14 protein-coding genes and 1 pseudogene are annotated in these 17449 nt (G+C 69.7%); 14 read left to right on the top strand and 1 reads right to left on the bottom strand.

Annotated elements, in window-relative coordinates; translation table 11 throughout:
- Positions 1 to 15: 15 nt before the first annotated feature.
- The 14 genes from AB0E24_RS41005 to AB0E24_RS40940 all read left to right on the top strand — a co-directional run bounded on the left by AB0E24_RS41005 (position 16) and on the right by AB0E24_RS40940 (position 17194).
- Positions 16 to 930 carry an LLM class flavin-dependent oxidoreductase gene (locus AB0E24_RS41005; protein WP_359384774.1) on the top strand — a complete coding sequence of 305 codons (915 nt, stop codon included), beginning with the start codon at positions 16 to 18 and terminating at the stop codon, positions 928 to 930.
- Positions 931 to 1003: 73 nt separating this feature from the next.
- Positions 1004 to 2161: an acyl-CoA dehydrogenase family protein gene (locus AB0E24_RS41000; RefSeq protein WP_359384772.1), complete on the top strand. Its 1158-nt coding sequence runs from the start codon at positions 1004 to 1006 to the stop codon at positions 2159 to 2161.
- Positions 2162 to 2212: 51 nt separating this feature from the next.
- Positions 2213 to 3298, top strand: a complete 1086-nt coding sequence (locus AB0E24_RS40995) for an LLM class flavin-dependent oxidoreductase (protein ID WP_359384771.1) — start codon at positions 2213 to 2215, stop codon at positions 3296 to 3298.
- A 49-nt stretch (positions 3299 to 3347) separates the two neighbouring features.
- A complete protein-coding gene (locus AB0E24_RS40990) occupies positions 3348 to 4178 on the top strand; it encodes an NADPH-dependent oxidoreductase (RefSeq protein ID WP_359384769.1) in 831 nt (276 codons plus the stop codon).
- A gap of 58 nt (positions 4179 to 4236) precedes the next feature.
- Positions 4237 to 5592, top strand: coding sequence for an NtaA/DmoA family FMN-dependent monooxygenase (locus AB0E24_RS40985; protein ID WP_359384767.1), 1356 nt, complete (start codon positions 4237 to 4239; stop codon positions 5590 to 5592).
- 92 nt (positions 5593 to 5684) lie between these two features.
- The gene (locus AB0E24_RS40980; protein WP_359384765.1) at positions 5685 to 6908 is read left to right on the top strand and encodes an acyl-CoA dehydrogenase family protein; all 1224 of its coding nucleotides are present in this window, start codon (positions 5685 to 5687) and stop codon (positions 6906 to 6908) included.
- Positions 6909 to 6935: 27 nt separating this feature from the next.
- Positions 6936 to 7958 (top strand): aldo/keto reductase, encoded by a 1023-nt coding sequence (locus AB0E24_RS40975; RefSeq protein WP_174884312.1) that lies wholly within the window; start codon positions 6936 to 6938, stop codon positions 7956 to 7958.
- Positions 7959 to 8030: 72 nt separating this feature from the next.
- On the top strand, positions 8031 to 9068 hold the full coding sequence (locus AB0E24_RS40970) for an aldo/keto reductase (protein ID WP_102935783.1): 1038 nt from the start codon (positions 8031 to 8033) through the stop codon (positions 9066 to 9068).
- Positions 9069 to 9227: 159 nt separating this feature from the next.
- Positions 9228 to 10448 (top strand): MFS transporter, encoded by a 1221-nt coding sequence (locus AB0E24_RS40965; RefSeq protein ID WP_359384762.1) that lies wholly within the window; start codon positions 9228 to 9230, stop codon positions 10446 to 10448.
- Between the two features lie 659 nt (positions 10449 to 11107).
- Positions 11108 to 12826: an ABC transporter substrate-binding protein gene (locus tag AB0E24_RS40960; RefSeq protein ID WP_359384760.1), complete on the top strand. Its 1719-nt coding sequence runs from the start codon at positions 11108 to 11110 to the stop codon at positions 12824 to 12826.
- A gap of 66 nt (positions 12827 to 12892) precedes the next feature.
- Positions 12893 to 13864, top strand: a complete 972-nt coding sequence (locus AB0E24_RS40955; protein ID WP_347236892.1) for an ABC transporter permease — start codon at positions 12893 to 12895, stop codon at positions 13862 to 13864.
- Positions 13864 to 14754: an ABC transporter permease gene (locus AB0E24_RS40950; protein WP_069872048.1), complete on the top strand. Its 891-nt coding sequence runs from the start codon at positions 13864 to 13866 to the stop codon at positions 14752 to 14754. The genes AB0E24_RS40955 and AB0E24_RS40950 overlap by 1 nt, the downstream gene beginning before the upstream one ends.
- Positions 14751 to 16463 (top strand): dipeptide ABC transporter ATP-binding protein, encoded by a 1713-nt coding sequence (locus AB0E24_RS40945; protein ID WP_359384755.1) that lies wholly within the window; start codon positions 14751 to 14753, stop codon positions 16461 to 16463. The genes AB0E24_RS40950 and AB0E24_RS40945 overlap by 4 nt, the downstream gene beginning before the upstream one ends.
- A gap of 350 nt (positions 16464 to 16813) precedes the next feature.
- Complete coding sequence (locus AB0E24_RS40940) at positions 16814 to 17194, top strand: hypothetical protein (protein WP_359384753.1); 381 nt, start codon at positions 16814 to 16816, stop codon at positions 17192 to 17194.
- Between the two features lie 25 nt (positions 17195 to 17219).
- Here AB0E24_RS40940 and AB0E24_RS40935 read toward each other — a convergent pair.
- A pseudogene (locus AB0E24_RS40935) lies at positions 17220 to 17423 on the bottom strand (ATP-binding protein); the annotation flags it as partial.
- Between the last annotated feature and the right edge of the window lie 26 nt (positions 17424 to 17449).

Genomic DNA, 17449 nt, shown 5'->3' with positions numbered 1-17449 from the left:
AAGAGAGAACACTTGATGAGCATCATCATCGTCGACCTGGCGGCCGGCACCACCATCTCACCCTCCGACGCCGCCGACATCACGAAGGCCGCCGCGGACGCCGGGGTCACAGCGATTCGCGTTCTCGACGGCGCGCCGGGCCACACCCTGGACGCCTCGGTCATCGCCTCGTATCTGGCCGGTACGGATGCCGCGTTGCAGTCGCATCTCGGGTGGATCCTGGAGGCTTCGACGAGCCACAACGCGCCGATGAACCTTGCGCGCCGCTCGAATTCGTTCGACCGGGCCACCGGTGGGCGTGCGGCGCTCGCCCTGCGCGCCGGCGACGGGGACGAGGTCAGCGACCCGGTCGCCCCGAAGCCGGGCAGCGACCGGTCGGCTCGCTGGGACGAGTACGCCCAGATCCTCAAGGGCCTGTGGACGTCCTTCCCGCCCGCCGCGCTCGTCGGCGACCAGAACGGCGAGGTCTTCGCCGAGAACACCCGCATCAAGCCGCTCGACTTCGAGGGTGACTACTACCGGGTGGCCGGGCCGCTGGACGGCCCCGCCTCGCCCCAGGGCGGCCCGCTGCTCATCGCCGATGATGTGGACACCCTCGGCTGGGACGTCATCGCCCGTAACGCCGACGTCGTCGTCATCGACCGGAAGGCGGTGCCGACAGCCGATACCGATCTGTCCGCCGCCCTGGTACGGGCGGGCCGACCGCGCGAGAGCGTCGCGCTGGTCGTTCGCGTCGACGTGACCGAGCCGGAAGCGGTGGCAGCCACCCTGCCGGCCCTCGTGGCCGAGCACGGGCTGGACGGCGTCGAACTCGTGGCCGCGGGCGGGAAGGACGACGTGCTTGCCCTGATCGCCGAGGTCGTGCCGACCCTCCTTCCCAGCACCGACGCGACCCTGCGCAGCGCCTTCTCGCTGACGCCGTCGGCCTGAGGCGTCGCAGCCCATGCGGCTGACCCCGACGCGTCCCATGAGAACCCACGTCACAGTTCAGGAGGTGCGGCTGATGCCGGCCCAAGCAGCCGTTGAGGAGACAACCGCCGCGGCCACGACCGCCGCGGCCACGACCGCCGCCGCAGCGGTCGACGCCGCCGACGAGCGACCACTGGTGGCCCACACGAAGAAGTACGCCCTGGAGAAGCTGGCACCCGCGGCACTCCAGACCGACCGTGAGCGCGTTTCACGGGACACCATCGAAGACCTCCGCGGCCTGGGGCTGCTCAACCACCTGGCGCCCCTGGAGTTCGGCGGTGCCGGCCTCGACCGTTACGCCGACCGCCGGCTGCACGAGTTGCTCGCCTACGCCGACCTCAATGTCTGGCTGATCTGGGCCCAGCACGCGCCGACCGTCGCGCGCATCGCCGGCACGCTGAACTCCGAGGACGGCGGATCCCACCCCCTGGTCGAGCCCGTGCTGCGCGGTGAGCTGCTGATTGGTGCGGCACTGAGCGATGTGCGCCGCTACCCGACCGGCAACCTGACCGCGCGGCGCTCCCGCGACGGATGGACGGTGAACGGCACGGTCTCGTGGTTCAGCGGCTGGGGCCTCAACGAGGCCGCCGTCCTTGCCGCGGTCGACCCGGAGTCCGAACAGGTGATCCTGGCCCTCGTCCCGATCGATGAGCACTACCGCGCGACGCCGCTGGCACTCCAGGCGCTGTCCGGGAGCCGCACCGAGCGCGTCCGTATCCTCGACGTGGTTGTCCCGGACGCCTACGCGCTCGCCGTGAAGCCCCTGGCCGAGTGGCAGCACAGCGACAACTCCACCGCCGGCAACGCCGGCTCGCAGTTCTTCGGGCTGGGCAGGCGCATCCTCGATGAGATCGCCGGCGAACCGCACGGTACCGGCGTGGCCGAGGCATGGCTCCCGTATCTGCACGGCCTCCGTGCCCGGGCCTACGAGCTGGCGGATGCGGTGCTCGACGGCGGCGACCCCGATGCCTCGCTCTCGGAACGGCTCTCGCTCAAGGTCCGTGCCGGTGAGGCCCTGACGACTCTCAGCCGCGCACTCGTGGTGGCTCGCGCCGGCCGGGGACTTCCCGCGGACAACACCGCACAGCTGCATGCCCGCTCCGTCCTGTTCCTACAGGTACAGGGACAAACCAGGGCCGAGCGCACCGCGCAGCTCGACGCGATCGCCAACACCGTTCCCCGGCTCGCCTGAGACGTCACCGGAGCCATTCCACCAGCGCCTCGTACGGAACAGGACACCGACATGAGCTACCTGTGGTACATACCCAACCAGATCGAGCCGGGCCACCGCGGCGATGACACGAGCGGGGACGAGGGCTGGGGCACACTCGACTACTCCACCGATCTGGCCCGCACCGCCGAGGACCACGGCTGGGAGGGCGCGCTGCTGGGCACCGGCTGGGGCCGCCCCGACACCTTCACACTGGGCGCCACGTTGGCCGCCCGGACCACGACCTTCAAGCCGCTGATCGCCGTGCGGCCCGGCTACTGGCAGCCCGCGCACTTCGCGAGCTCCGCCGCCACGCTCGACCACCTGAGCGGCGGCCGCGTGCTGGTCAACATCGTCAGCGGCCTCGACAACCTCGCGGCCTACGGCGACTACACCACCGACCCGGCCAACCGCTACGAGCGCGCCCGCGAGTTCGTCCAGCTGGTCCGGCGCCTGTGGACAGAGGAGAACGTCACCTACAAGGGCGAGCACTTCGCCGTCGAGAACTCCACCGTGCTGCCGCACCCTGACGGCTACTGCGACCGGCACCCCACCCTCTACTTCGGCGGCGCTTCCGAGCCCGCCGAGCGGGTGGCCGCCGCCGAGGCGGACGTGCAGCTGTTCTGGGGCGAGCCGCTGGAGGGCCTGGCCGAACGCATCGAGCGCCTGAGGAAGCTGGAAGCCAAGGTCGAGCGCAAGCACAAGCCGCTGGAGTTCGGCCTGCGCATCACCACGCTCATCCGTGACACCACCGAGGAGGCATGGCGCGACGCCGAGGCCAAGGTCGCCGGCATGGCCGAGAAGGCCGCGGCCGGCCCCGGCCGGGCCGCCACCGGCAACCGCAGGACCGCGGTGGGCCAGCGGCGTCTGCTGGAACTCGCCGAACGCGGCGAGGTGCTCGACACCTGCCTCTACACCACGCCGGGCACGGTGGGCGGCGGCGGGGCGGCGACCACCTGGCTGGTCGGTTCGGCCGACGATGTCGCGCAGGCACTGCGGCGCTACCGCGAGCTCGGCATCTCGCACTTCGTCCTGTCGGACACGCCTTACAAGCAGGAGATCATCCGCATCGGCGACGAACTGCTGCCCAAGCTCCGCGCACTGGAGAGCGCCCGGTGAGCGCGGAGTTGATCCCGATCCCGTTCCCTCCTGAAGAGAGCCCGTGCACATGACCCTCACCGATTCCACTTCCACGACGATCAACCGGGCCGGTATCCGCTATGGCGACCCGGACTTCGTCCTCGGAGCGACCTCGCCGGTCATCGAGCACCAGCTGCGCCACCGCTCGGTGCGCGCGTTCCTGCCGACGCCCGTCACCGAAGAGGAACTGCGGGCCATCGTGGCCGCGGCGTCGTCGGCGTCGACGTCCTCGAACCTTCAGGCATGGAGCGTCATCGCGGTGACCGACCCGGAGCGCAAGCGGCGGCTGTCGGACCTGGCGGCGCGGCAGAAGTTCATCATCGAGGCGCCGTTGTTCCTGGTCTGGGTGGCCGACCTCGACCGCGGCCACCGCCTGGCGGAGCGCGACAGCAAGCCGCTCGGTGCCACGGTCTACCTGGAGTCCACGCTGCTCGGTGTCATCGACGCCGCGCTGGCCGCCCAGAACGCGGTCGTGGCGCTGGAGTCACTCGGCCTGGGATCGGTCTTCGTGGGCGCGGTCCGTGACCACCCCGAGGAGTTCGCCGAGGAACTGGGCCTGCCGCCGCACAGCGTGGCCGTCTTCGGGCTCGCGGTCGGGCACCCCGACCCCACCGAGGACGCCGACGTCAAGCCCCGCCTCCCTCAGACCGCCGTCCTGCACCGCGAGACCTACGACGCCGGCCGGGCCGACGCCGACCTACCGGCGTACGACGAGCGCCTGGCCGCCTACAACCGTGCCCACGGGCTCACCGGCGCGTGGACGGAGCGCGTCCTGGCCCGGCTCGCCGGAGCTGCCGGCCTGGCCGGCCGCGACAGGCTCCGCGGCATCCTCGAGCGGCGCGACCTGCCCTCTCGCTGACCACCGTCTCGGGCTGCCCTGTTCACCCGTTCCGCCGCCCAACCATCCGGAGCCTTCCATGAGCAGCGACCAGTTCCACCTCAACTTCTCCCTGATGTCGCCCGGCCACTACCGCGCCGCCTGGCGGCTGGCCGATGCCGACCCGCACGCCTACCTCGATGTCGAGCATTACGTGCGCCTGGCCAAACTTGCCGAAGAGGCCGGCATCGACGCCGTGTTCCAGGGCGACAGCCCCGCGCTCGGGCCCGAGATCGCGGCCGGAACCTCGGGCGGCCTCGACGGATTCACCCTGCTGGCCGTGATCGCCGGCGCCACCGAACGGATCGGCCTGCTGCCGACCGTATCGACGACCTACAGCACGCCCTACAGCCTGGCCCGGCGCTTCCAGAGCCTCGACCACCTCACCAAGGGCCGTGCCGCGCTCAACGTGGTGACCACGGGCAACCCGGCTGCCGCCGCGAACTTCGGGGTGTCCGCCCACCCCGACCGCGACGCCCGTTACCGCCGGGCGCACGAGTTCCTGGAGGTCATCACGCGGCTGTGGGAGGCGTGGGAGCCCGGCGCGATCATCGCCGACAAGGCAACCGGGCAGTTCGGCGACCCGAGCCGCATCCACGCCATCGACCACCACGGCGAGTTCTTCGACGTCGCCGGCCCGCTGCCGGTGCCCACCTCGCCGCAGGTCCGCCCCGTCATCTCCCAGGCGGGCGAGACGCCGGCCGGCCTCGAGCTCGCCGCCCGGTACGCCGACGTGGTGTTCGCCGCCGGCCACACCGTTGCCAAGGCCAGGGCCTCGCGTGATGACATCCGCGCACGCGCGCGGGCACACGGCCGGGACGCCGACAGCATCAAGTACTCGCTCGGCCTCATCGTGCTGGTCGGCACCGACGAGGAGGAAGCCAGGCGCCGCCACGACGAACTCAACGCCACGCTGCCCCCGATCGAGCACATCGTGTCGGCGGTCCTGTCGGCGCTCGGCCTGCCGGCCGACGCCTTCGGCCCCGACGACGTCATCCGGCTGGAGGACCTGCCGACCGAGCCGAACCTCAATGCCTTCTCGATCGGTATGTACAACAACACCCGCGCCGTGCTGGCCGAGGGCGCGCGCACGCTGCGCGAGCTGGTGGCCCACACCGCGGGCATCGGCACCCACCGGTTGGTCGTCGGTTCGCCGGAGCGCATCGCCGACGACCTGGAGTCGTGGTGGCGCCAAGGAGCCGCCGACGGCTTCACGGTGATGTTCGCCGACACACGCATCGACCTCGAACGCTTCGCCACCCTGGTGGTGCCGATTCTGAAGGAGCGCGGCCTGTTCCACCGGGAGTACCCGGAGGGCACGCTACGCGACCGTCTGCGCCTGCCGGTGCCCGGACTCCAGCCGGCCGGCCGGCGGCTCGCCGTGAGTCCGGCCTGAAGGCGACCGCGATCCAAGACGGGCGTCCGCCCCTTGGACCGAAGTCAACAAGTCCATCGGATACCACTCGGAAGGCTCTTATGACTCTGGATGTGGCAGACGCTGTGCCGGGGAGTCCGTCGGTTCCCGCCGAGCCGCTGACCGTCGCCCAGCTGCGCACCGTGACGGCGCCGATCCTCGCGCGGCTGGCCGCTTCCGCCGCGGAACGCGAGGAAACGCGCGACTACCCCTTCGACGACGTGCGCGCCCTGGCACGTGCGGGCGTCGCCCTGGCCGTGGTGGCCCGCGCAGAGGGCGGTGCGGGAGGCTCCCTGCGCGATGCCGTGGAGGTCGTCATCGAGATCGCGCGTGCCGACTCGAACGTCGCCCAGGCGCTGCGCTCCACGTTCATGTCCGCGTGGGCCGTGACGTCCCGGCCGGATACCCCGAACCGTGACGAGACGCTGAGCCGGCTCCGCCGCGGGCACATCCTGGCCGGCACCGCGAACGAGCGGAGCGGCGGCGCCAGTGGGTCGGTGAACACCACCGCCGTGCGCAACGGCACCTACTGGGTGCTGAACGGCGAGAAGTACTACTCCACCGGCGGGCTGTACGCCGACTGGTTCGGTGGGACGGCGCATACCCCTCAGGGTGCCGTCCTGCGGTTCACGGTGCCGGTCGACCGCGAGGGCGTCGAGCGCCTCGACGACTTCGATGCGGTCGGCCAGCGGCTCACCGCCAGCGGCACCACCCGCCTGACCGACGTCCTTGTCGGCGACGACGAGGCGATCCTGGTCGACGCGAACTCGCCCGTCGCGGACAACCCGTGGCAGGGCAGCTATCCCCAGCTGCACCTCGCGGCGATCGAGGCGGGCATTGCCGCCCGAGTCCTCGACGATGCGCTGTGGTGGGTGCGGGAGAAGGCCCGGCCCATCAAGCACAGTTCGGCCGACAAGAGCATCGACGACCCGTACATCCGGCGTCGCATCGGGCAGATATCGGCGTACGCCCGCGCGGCGCGCTCAGCCGTCGTGCTCGCCGCGGAAGAGCTCGACTCAGTGCGCGGCCTGCACGGCGAGGAAGCGCACCGCGTCGGTGCCCGCGCCGCGGCCGCCGTCGCGGAGACCGCGGTCATCGCCATCGACGCGGCTCTCTCCGCCGCACCGCTGATCTTCGACGTGGGCGGCGGCACCATCACCAACCGCGAGTGGGGCTACGACCGCCACTGGCGAAACGCCCGCGTCATCGCCAACCACAACCCCCGCGACTGGAAGCTCGCCGTCGCCGGCGCCTACCGGCTCGGCGTCGCCGAGCCCCCGACCACCGGCCTCTTCTGACCGCCCTCGAAAGGAATCACCACACGCATGACCATCGGCCCGACCCGCTACCTCGGCCGCACCGGCGTCCGCGTCTCACCACTCACTCTCGGCACCATGAACTTCGGCCGCTGGACTCAGGAGAAGGAGAGCCTGGAGATCATCGGGGCCGCGCTCGACGCGGGGATCAATGTCGTCGACACCGCCGACGTCTACGGCAACGGCGGCAGCGAGGAGATCGTCGGCAAGGCCATCAGGCACCGCCGCGACGACCTCTTCCTGGCCACCAAGTTCCACGGCCAGGTCGGCGACAACCCCCAGCATGCCGGCAACAGCCGCCGCTGGATCGTCAAGGCCGTCGAGAACAGTCTGCGCCGCCTCGGCACCGACCACCTCGACCTCTACCAGGCGCACCGGCCCGACGAGCACACCGATCTGCTGGAGACCATCCAGACGCTCAACGACCTGATCCGGCAAGGCAAGATCCGCTACTACGGCACCTCGGTCTTCCCCGCCCACCAGAAGGTCGAAGCGCACTGGCTGGCCGAGAAGCACGGCCTCATCGCCCCGCACACCGAACAGGCGCCGTACTCGCTCCTCGTCCGCGGGGTCGAGCGCGAAGTCTTCCCGACCGTCCAGAAGTACGGCGAGGGTGTCCTCTCCTACGGCCCGCTGGCCGCCGGCTGGCTGTCGGGCAAGTACCGCATCGGCGGCGAGCAGCCTCGGTCGGCCCGTGCCGAGCTGATCCCGGGCCGCTTCGACGTATCGCTCGAGCGCAACCAGCGCAAGCTGGCCGCCGCCGACGCGCTCGCCAGCCTGGCCGAGGACAACGGCCTGACGCTGCCCGAGCTGGCGGTCGCCTTCGCACTCAACCACCCGGTGGTCAGCAGCGTGATCACCGGGCCACGCACCCACGCCCACCTGGAGACCTATCTGAAGGCCGCCACAGTCGAGTTGAGCTCCGAGACCCTGGACGCCATCGACGAGATCGTCGACCCCGGCACCCAGTTCCTGGAGCGCGACACCGGTCGCGACACCCCCTCGCTGAAGCCGGCCGCGCTGCGCCGCTGAGTTCCGTCCCATCCCATCACGCAAGCCCCGAAAAGCACGATAAGCCCGATAAGCGATAAGGGAGAGCACCCGATGAGCGAGCAGTACCCGCACTACGAGGACGTCTTCAAGGCGGCCGACAACCGCTACGACTCCTTGCCCTACCGCCGCACCGGGCGGTCCGGGCTCGACCTGCCGGCCTTCTCCCTCGGCCTGTGGCAGAAGTTCGGCGCCGACTACGCCTACGACACCCAGCGCGACATCATCCTGCACGCGTTCGATCTGGGCATCTCCGCCATCGACAACGCCAACCGCTACGGCCCGCCGCACCGCGCCGCCGAGCAGACCTTCGGTCGTGTGCTGCGCCGGGAGCTGGCGCCCTACCGCCATGAGCTGATCCTGTCCAGCAAGGCCGGTGGCATCTTCGGGCCCAACCCGAACCTCCGCGGCGGCAGCCGCAAGGCGCTGCTGACCTCGCTGGAGCTGAGCCTGCGCGACCTCGGCACCGACTACATCGACATCTTCTACCACCACACCCCGGACGAGACGACGCCGCTGGAGGAGACCGCCGGCGCGCTCGCCACGGCCGTCAAGTCGGGCAAAGCTCTGTACGTCGGCATCTCCAACTACAAGCCCGACCGCGCCGAGGCCATCGCCCAGTTGCTCAAGGCCGAGGGCGTGCCGCTGCTCATCCACCAGCCGCGCTACTCCCTGTACGACCGCAGCATCGACCGGAACGGCCTCGCCGACCTGGCCGTCAAGGAGGGTTTCGGTCTCATCGTCTACTCGCCGCTGGCTCAGGGCCTGCTCACCAACAAGTACCTGGAGACCATCCCGGACGGTGCCCGCGCCCGGAACAGCGACTTCCTCAAGCCCGACCAGATCGACGAGACCTACCGGCAGCGCACGGCGCAGCTGAACAAGCTCGCCGAGGACCGTGGCCAGTCGCTGGCCCAGCTCGCCCTCCAGTGGGTGCTGCGCAACCCCGCCGTGACCTCGGCGCTGGTGGGCGCCAGTTCCAAGGAGCAACTCGACCACAACCTGCGGGCGCTGAACGGCCCGGAGTTCACCGACGAGGAGCTCGCCGTCATCGACGAGTACGGCGTGCACGGCACGGGCCAGCGCGGCTGACACCGCCAGGGAGACCGTCGCCGGGGGAGGGCAGTCGGCCGTTTCGGCCGGCCACCCTCCCCGGGGCGGCTGTGTCACCGACCTTGAGGACCGGTGAAACCACGTGGTCGCGTCCCTGTTCGCCATGGCCGGAGGAGCTGCTCAGATGCTGATGCCCGGATGAACGTGCGCACGGCCCGCGAGGCCCAGCGGCACGCTCTCCGTCCCGACACCTCGGACGGCCGGCGGCTGGTGGTCATCTTCGCGATCACTCAGACCCTGGGCTACGGGTGTCTGACGCAGGGCTTCTCGGTGCTCATGATTCCGATCTCCCACGACCTGCACAGCTCGCGCACCGCGGTCACGGTGGCCTCGACCATCTCCACGCTCATCGGCGCCTTCGCGGCCTACCCGGTGGGGCGAGTCCTGGACCGGTACGGCGGACGGGCTCTGATGACTGCCGGCTCCGCGAGCGGCGTGCTGGGCGTCTTCCTGTGGTCGTGGTCAACCGGGTTGCCCGAACTGTACGCGGCGTTTGTGCTCATCGGCCTGGCTCTGGCCATGTCGACCTACGATGCCGCGTTCGCCGTCGTGGTGGTCGCCACAGCGAAGGACCGCCGCGACGGCGCCATCGTGACCATCACCATGATCACGGGTTTCCTGACGAGCTTCTTCTATCCGCTCATCGGGTGGCTCCAGGGCGGGCTCGGGTGGCGCAGCACACTCCAGGTGCTGGCGGTCGCCATGATGCTCATCGTCATCCCCGCGCACCTGTGGGCCGTACCGGGGCGCGACACCCACCACAGCCGGATCACCAAGCGCACCGGGTTCCGGCTGGGCGACGCGATCAGGACGGCGCGATTCTGGCTGCTGCTGGTCTCATTCGTGGCTCAGGCCGGCACCACATCCGGCTTCCTGGTCATGATGGTGACCTACTTCCAGAACGTCGGCTTCAGCGCGCATACGGCCTCGACACTGCCGCTTGCCGTCGGTGTCCTACAGCTCACCTCGCGCCTGGCGCTGGCACCCCTGTCGGCGCGATTCGGCATGCTGCCCGTCACGACGTTCTCCTTCGCCGCGCAAGCCCTGGGGCTGCTCCTGCTGCCACTCGCCGACGCTGCCATCCTGCCCACGGTGCTGTGCATCATGGCCTTCGGGCTCGGCTATGGGATCAGCGTGGTCGCTCGGCCGTCGGTCGTGGCCGGCACCTTCGGGGTCACGCGGTTCGCGAGCATCATGGCCATCACCGCGGTGCCCATGGCATTCGCTCGCGCGGGGACGCCGCTGGTTGCCGCGTGGCTGGAGAACTGGCGGTTCCTGATCCTGCTGGGCTCGGTCACCGCTGTCGCCGCCGTCGCCCTGGTGCCGCTCATGCGCCATCAGCACCGAGCGGACGGGTGAGCCGCATGGGGCCGCCGAACGCGTTCTTCAGGCCCAACACCCCAGGCAGGCACGGGTGTTCGCAATCCAAGACAATGCTTGACAAGGAATACCGGTCCACTACAGACTCAGTCCCCATGAGCCTCCTGGACCCTCTGCTGACCAGCGAGCGCTGTGTCGACCTGCTCAGGGTTTCCAGCGCGCGGTGTTGACGACCCGCGTGGCGTGATCCACACCCCGGACTGTCGGTCTTCGATCGTCCGCCCCGTCTTGAGTACCAACGCGGCCATGGTTCTGGCGGACCGGCCGGCGGTACTTCTCCCCTGAACGACAGCGTCGCAGCGGACGGTGTGCTGACCACCGGCCCCACGCGGACGCACCTGTCGTGATCCGTTCCGCCGCAACCGGCGGAAGACCCACGCCATCCCACATCCCACCGCACCCACGGTCGACCCCGGCCGCGGGCGCGTCGACGCGCCGCGTCCCTTGCCCACGTCACCGATCTGCTCGTCAGTTTCGTCCCCGGTGTCCCCGAGTACGACGAGCACCTCCGCCTGCTCGCCACCTCCGCCCAGGAGGTCGCGCCGCTGCTCGGCCGGCGCCCCCTCCAGGACTCGTGAGCCAACGTCACCCCCCCCACGCCGAGCCCGCTGTCACCCGTCCATTCGTCACGAGGAAAAATGGTGTCCGACCTTCGCAGTTCCATCGAACGCGCCGCGCCCAGACGCAAGAAGTGGCCATGGGGCGCCGGCATCGTCGCCGTCCTCCTCATCGCCGTGAGCGGGTTCGCCCTCACCCGCGGTGGCGGCTCCGGTGCCCAGGCCACCGGTGACGGCAAGCCCGTCCACGGCGGCACATTGCAGTTCGCGCTGATCGACTACCAGCGCAGCCCGGACCCGCAATGGGGTACCAACTACGCCGAGTCGCTCATCGGCAACAACATCACCGACAAGCTGACCTGGCAGGACCCGGACACCGGCGAGATGACGCCATGGCTGGCGAAGTCGTGGGAGTACAACAAGAACCTGACCGAGTTCACGTTCCACCTGCGCACGGATGTCACCTTCAGCGACGGCACGCCGTTCGACTCCGCGGTGGTCAAGGCCAACTTCGATCAGTACGTGCACGGCGACCGGAAGCTCGGCATCCTGCCCAACGGCGCCACCCTGCTGCCCGGTTACATCGAGACGCGCACCCCCGACAAGCACACCGCCATCATCCGCTTCAAGAAGCCCCTCGCGAGCTTCCTCCAGGCATCGTCCTTCACCGCGAACGCCCAGCCCGGCTTCCTGTCGCTCTCGACGCTGAAGCTGAGCGCCGAGCAGCGGACGGATCCGAAGAAGGTGATCGGCACCGGCCCGTTCGTGTACCAGTCGTGGAAGGCGCAGGTCAGTACCGTCCTGGTCAAGCGCAAGGGCTACAACTGGTCCCCGCCGGCCCTCAAGCACCAAGGCGAGGCGTACCTGAACAAGATCGTGTTCAGCACGATCCCGGAGGCCAGCGTCCGGACTGGTTCGCTGGGGTCCGGCGCGATCGACGCCACGCTCGACGTGGGCACCACGGATGAGAAGTCACTGGCCGACCAGGGCTTCGAGATCATTCACCGGGCGGTGTCCGGCACCTCCATCTTCTTCAACTTCAACTCCCGGTTGTTTCCGACCAATGACATCGCGGTGCGCAAGGCGATCCAGCTCGGCTGGAACCGGGAGGCGCTCAAGAAGACGGTGCTCACCGACTCCTACTCGGTGGCGACCTCGGTCCTCGGGCCGTCGGTCTCCGGATACGCGGACTACAGCGGCTCGGTCCTGACGCACGACCCGAAGAAGGCCGAGCAGCTCCTCGAGAAGGCCGGCTGGAAGCGGGGCCCGGACGGGATCCGGGTGAAGGACGGAAAGAAGCTCGTGGTCAAGCTGCTGGGCATCAACAACCTGGTGGTGAACAAGCCGGCCTACGAGTCGATCCAGCAGGACCTGAAGAAGCTCGGCATCGACCTGCAACTCACCGTCGTCCCGATCCCGGACTACTCGGCCAACGTGGCCAAGGCGAAGACCGACTGGAACATCACCGCGGCCAATCGCTCGCGCAACGACCCGGCGGTCCTCAACCTCCAGTACAGCCCGCTGCTCGGCAACGGCTCCTACCTGGGCGAGGATTCGACTGGCGTCGACGTCGACGAGGTCACGAAGACCCTGGGCAGGCTGGAGCTCACCCTGGACCCGGCCGAGCGCAAGCAGTACGCCAAGGCGGCGCAGGACCTCCTGCTGGATAAGTATGCGCTGGTGAGCCCGGTCTACAACCCCTCGCAGGTGATCGCCCAGGCGAAGTACGTCCACGGGATCATCTTCGACGCCCAGTCCCGCAACCACTTCGTGAACGCCTGGAAGGGCAACGGGAAGTGACGTCCCGTGGTCGCCGTCACCCGAGGGGTGCGGCGACCACTCGCACTCCCTGATGGAAGGATCTTCGTGCTGCGCTACCTCGCGCTGAAGGTCGGACGGGCCCTGTTCGTGGTCTGGGCCGCGTTCACCCTGACCTTCGTGCTGCTGTTCGTCCTGCCGGCCAACCCGGTGGATCTGCTCTTCGACCCCGCCGAGCTCAACACCGTCACACCGGAGGTCCGCGAGCAGGCGGCGGAGAGCTACGGCTTCAACAAACCGGTGCTCTTGCAGTACATCCTCCGACTGGGACACGCGCTGACCGGCGACTTCGGCAACTCCGTACAGTCGGGCCGCTCGGTCACCGCAACGATCCTCGACGTGCTGCCGAGCACCTTCGTCCTCGCGTCCGGCGCTCTCGTGCTGGCCCTGCTCATCGCCTTCGCGATCGCGCTCATCGCGACCTCGACCCGCCGGGCCTGGGTGCGCAACCTGGTCGAGGCGCTGCCGTCGGGCGCGGTCTCGGTGCCGGTCTTCCTCTCCGGCATTCTCATGCTCCAGGTCTTCTCGTTCCAGCTGGGCTGGTTCCCGGCCTTCGGCGACCGCGGCGCGAACAGCCTCGTGCTGCCCGTCATCACACTGGCCATCCCCGTGTCGGGGCCGATCGCGCAGCTCCTCGTCCGCAGCTTCGCCACCGAGTTCCGCTCCGGCTACGTCACGACGAGCTGGGCGAAGGGGGCCACCCGCGGCGTCATCGTCGTCCGCGACGTCTTCCGCAACGCCAGCCTGCCGGCGCTCACCATCGCCGGCATCACCTTCGGCAACCTGATCGCCGGGTCGGTCATCACCGAGACCGTCTTCGCCCGTCAGGGCATCGGCCGGATGACCCAGGCCGCGATCAACACGCTGGACGTCCCGCTGGTGCAGGGGGTCGTCGTGCTCGTGGCGGCCAGCTTCGCGGTGATCAACCTGATCGTCGACCTGATCTACCCGCTGCTGGATCCGCGACTGCGGGCCACGCTCACCGTCGGCTCACCCCGGGCGGCCTGGGGAGGAATGTGATGACCGTCGAACCGGACACCCTCGCCGCGCCCGCCCTGTCCGGATCCGCCCGGCCCGGCTCCGGCCGCGCCTCGCTCAGACGCCTCGGTGAACTCGCGCAACAGCCGGTCCTGGTGGCCTCGTGGATCACTGTGCTGGTCGTGATCGGCTGGGCCGTCGCCCCCCGGCTGTTCACCTCCCACAGCCCCTATAACGGCGACAGCGCCGCGAGCTTCGCACCACCGAGCGCGGAGCACTGGTTCGGCACCGACCGGTTGGGCCGGGACCTGTTCGCCCGCACCGTGTACGGCGCGCACACCACCCTGACCGCGACCCTGCTGGCCGTCCTCATCGCCTTCGCCATCGGCACGGTCGTCGGGCTGATCGCCGGCTTCAGCGGAGGGATCGTCGACATCGCCGTCATGCGACTGGTCGATGTGTTCCTGGCGATCCCCAGCCTGCTGCTCGCGATGGTGGTGGTCTCGGTCCTGGGCTACTCCACGCAGAACATCGCCCTGGCGGTCGGCATCTCCTCCATCGCGTCGTTCGCGCGGGTGATGAGAGCCGAGGTGCTCACCGTCGTGAACCAGGACTACGTCAAGGCGGCATACGGCCTCGGGGGCGGCCGGCCGGCCGTGCTGCTCCGGCACGTCGTGCCCAACTCGCTCAACTCGGTGATCGCGCTGGCCGCGCTCGAGGTCGGAACGGCTGTGCTCGCGGTCGCCTCGCTCGGCTTCCTCGGCTACGGCGCACCGCCGCCGCAGCCCGAGTGGGGCCTGCTGGTGGCCGAGGGCCGCGACTACGTCGCGACCCACCCATGGCCCTCGATCATGCCCGGCCTGGTGCTCGCGCTCGTCGTTGTAGCCACCCACCGCATCAGCACCTCGTACCGGAAGGAACACCGCCGATGACGGACGTGCCCGAGGGGAAGCCGGATCCGCTGCTGCGAATCGCCGACCTCGCGATCGACTACCGGACGGGGCGCCGCCGGTGGACACCGGCCGTCCGCGGCGCGGATCTCCAGGTGGACCCGGGCGAGTTCGTCTCGCTCGTGGGGGAGTCCGGATCGGGCAAGACCACCCTGGTCCAGGGCGCGCTCGGCCTGCTTCCGCCCGTCGCGCGAATCCGGGCCGGCTCGATCGCGTACTCCGGTGTCGACGTCACCGACTGGAGCGACCAGCGCATGGCACGGGTGCGGGGCAACTACGTGGGCTTCATCCCCCAGGACCCCAATACCTCGCTCAACCCGGTCAAGAAGATCGGGCAGCAGGTGATCGAGGCGGTCCGGTTCAACGCGCCGGAGGCCCGCACCGCGGCACAGCACAGGGAAGCCGCGCTGGAGAGCCTGCGCACCGCGGGCCTGGGGGACGCCGAGCGGGTCTTCCACCAGTACGCCCACGAGCTCAGCGGCGGCATGAAGCAGCGCGCGCTCATCGCGATCGCGCTGGCGGGCGAGCCGAAGATCATCGTGGCCGACGAACCGACCAGCGCGCTCGACGTCACCGTCCAGAAAGTGATCCTCGACCACCTGGTGCGGCTGCGCGAGGAACTCGGCATCGGCATCCTCCTGATCACCCACGACCTCGGCGTCGCACTGGACCGCTCCGACCGGATCCTGGTCATGCAGGACGGCCGGATCGTGGAGGAGGGCCCGGTGCGCCAGGTGCTGGAGAACACCACCCACGACTACACTCGCCGACTGCTCGACGCGGCCCCCGCGCGGCAGGCAGGCCGGCTCGAGCCGGCGTCAGGCCCGCGGACGGTCCCCACCGGCAGTCCGCCGGTCTTGCGGGCGCGCGCACTCACCAAGAGCTATCACCTGCGCGGCGGCCGGGGTCAGCAGCGGCAATTGCGGGCACTGGACGGCGCCGACCTGGTCGTGCGCAGGGGCACCACGCACGCGATCGTCGGTGAGTCCGGCGCGGGCAAGTCGACGCTGGCGAGCATCCTGGTCCAGTTCACCGCCGCCGACAGCGGCACGGTGCACATCGGCGACCGGAAACTGACCGGCCTCGGCCGCGGACAACTGCGGGAGATCCGCCGGGACCTACAGTTCGTCTTCCAGAACCCGTTCACCTCGCTCGATCCGCGGTTCACGGTCGGCAAGCTCGTCGCCGAGCCGCTGCGGGCCTTCAAACTGGCGACCGGCAAACAGGAACGGGCGGCCCGAGTAGTCGAGTTGCTCAGGGCGGTGGCACTGGACGAGAGCCATCTGCACCGGCTCCCCAGCGAGCTCTCGGGCGGTCAGCGGCAGCGGGTCGCGATCGCGCGGGCGCTCGCGCTCAACCCCGGGATCCTGGTGCTCGACGAGGCCGTGAGCGCGCTCGATGTGTCGGTCCAGGCACAGATCCTCCAGCTGCTGGTCGATCTACAGGCCGAGTTCGGGCTCAGCTACGTGTTCGTGACCCACGACCTCGGTGTCGTACGCCTGATCGCCGACGACGTCACGGTGATGCGGGGCGGCGTCGTGGTCGAGACGGGCCCGGTCGAGGAGGTGCTCCGCTCGCCTCGGCACGAGTACACCCGGGAACTGCTGGAGGCCGTTCCAGGAGCCGGGTTCACCGGCGCCGGCGCGAGTGAAGGAGAGCGAGTCGGCACATTGATCGCACGCCAGGCGTGACACCGTGCGCCGGCGGTGCGGGGCGGTAATCGGCTGCCGAGCCACCCGGCGCCACCTGGAGGCGGTCAGCCCGACCGCCTCCAGGTGGCGCCGGGAGCTGGTTCCCGCAAGCTCCCAGCCCTCGGTCGCGGCTGCTTGCTGGACATGGCCGACGTAGAACCGCGGGAACGGATCCTCGGTGCTCTGTCCCGGCGTCCCTCCGGTGGCCGTGACGGTTGGATTCGGCCCCACTCGGACGGTCTGAAATGGCCCCACGCGGAGATCATTTGGGCCTGTGTGACGGCTTGAAGTGGCCCCGGCTGTCGGCGAGAGGTGACCCCACCATCGGCGCCTGGTGGCATGATCGCGGCATGACTGGAGTGCCGCCGCGGACGATCCGGGCTGTCGACACCGATCGGCTCCTGATGCTGGAGGAGGAGGCCGCGCGGTTGGGCTTCAGCCAGCGGCTCCCGGCCGATTGGCTGCGGGAGCATACCGAGGCGGCGGCGGTGCACTATCTGTTCCCGGCGATGGAGCATTGGCTCAGCCATCGGCCGGAAGTGTCACCGCAGTGGCGGTGCGAGTTGTTGCTCACGGTTCGGACGGGCGAGGAGGTGTTGAGCCTGCTCGATGTCTCGCCCGCCACCTTCCAGGGGCTGCCGGAGACATTGGACGCGACGGCGAAGACGGACATCGCAGCCCGCATGAAGCGGTTGCCCACCGTGCGTGAATGGGCCGAGCGAGAGCGGTGATCTTGTTCCAGCGTGGACAGCAGGGTCAGCGGACTGCCTTGAGCTGTTGCTGAGCCTTGGTGTGAGCGAGGCGGTAGAACTGGGTGCCGGTCTCGATGATCGCCCCGTTGAAGGTGAGGCGGTCGACGATCGCCGCGCAGCGACGAGGATCGGTGAAGGTCTTGGTCCAGCCTCCGAACGACTCGTTCGAGGCGATCGCCACGCTGTTCTTTTCCTCCCGCTCGGTCATGTCGCTCAGTCGGGTTCGCCCCAGCT

Source organism: Streptomyces malaysiensis subsp. malaysiensis, from assembly GCF_040653035.1.
Lineage (GTDB): Bacteria > Actinomycetota > Actinomycetes > Streptomycetales > Streptomycetaceae > Streptomyces > Streptomyces malaysiensis.
Note: the sequence above shows the minus strand (reverse complement) of the source record. Positions and strands in the feature narration are given on the sequence as shown.

Excerpts from the sequence above, each read along its gene's own strand:
- AB0E24_RS41005 (WP_359384774.1), top strand. The coding sequence starts at position 16 with ATGAGCATCATCATCGTCGACCTGGCGGCCGGCACCACCATCTCACCC.
- AB0E24_RS41000 (WP_359384772.1), top strand. The coding sequence starts at position 1,004 with ATGCCGGCCCAAGCAGCCGTTGAGGAGACAACCGCCGCGGCCACGACC.
- AB0E24_RS40995 (WP_359384771.1), top strand. The coding sequence starts at position 2,213 with ATGAGCTACCTGTGGTACATACCCAACCAGATCGAGCCGGGCCACCGC.
- AB0E24_RS40990 (WP_359384769.1), top strand. The coding sequence starts at position 3,348 with ATGACCCTCACCGATTCCACTTCCACGACGATCAACCGGGCCGGTATC.
- AB0E24_RS40985 (WP_359384767.1), top strand. The coding sequence starts at position 4,237 with ATGAGCAGCGACCAGTTCCACCTCAACTTCTCCCTGATGTCGCCCGGC.
- AB0E24_RS40975 (WP_174884312.1), top strand. The coding sequence starts at position 6,936 with ATGACCATCGGCCCGACCCGCTACCTCGGCCGCACCGGCGTCCGCGTC.
- AB0E24_RS40970 (WP_102935783.1), top strand. The coding sequence starts at position 8,031 with ATGAGCGAGCAGTACCCGCACTACGAGGACGTCTTCAAGGCGGCCGAC.
- AB0E24_RS40965 (WP_359384762.1), top strand. The coding sequence starts at position 9,228 with ATGAACGTGCGCACGGCCCGCGAGGCCCAGCGGCACGCTCTCCGTCCC.
- AB0E24_RS40960 (WP_359384760.1), top strand. The coding sequence starts at position 11,108 with ATGGTGTCCGACCTTCGCAGTTCCATCGAACGCGCCGCGCCCAGACGC.
- AB0E24_RS40950 (WP_069872048.1), top strand. The coding sequence starts at position 13,864 with ATGACCGTCGAACCGGACACCCTCGCCGCGCCCGCCCTGTCCGGATCC.
- AB0E24_RS40945 (WP_359384755.1), top strand. The coding sequence starts at position 14,751 with ATGACGGACGTGCCCGAGGGGAAGCCGGATCCGCTGCTGCGAATCGCC.
- AB0E24_RS40940 (WP_359384753.1), top strand. The coding sequence starts at position 16,814 with ATGACTGGAGTGCCGCCGCGGACGATCCGGGCTGTCGACACCGATCGG.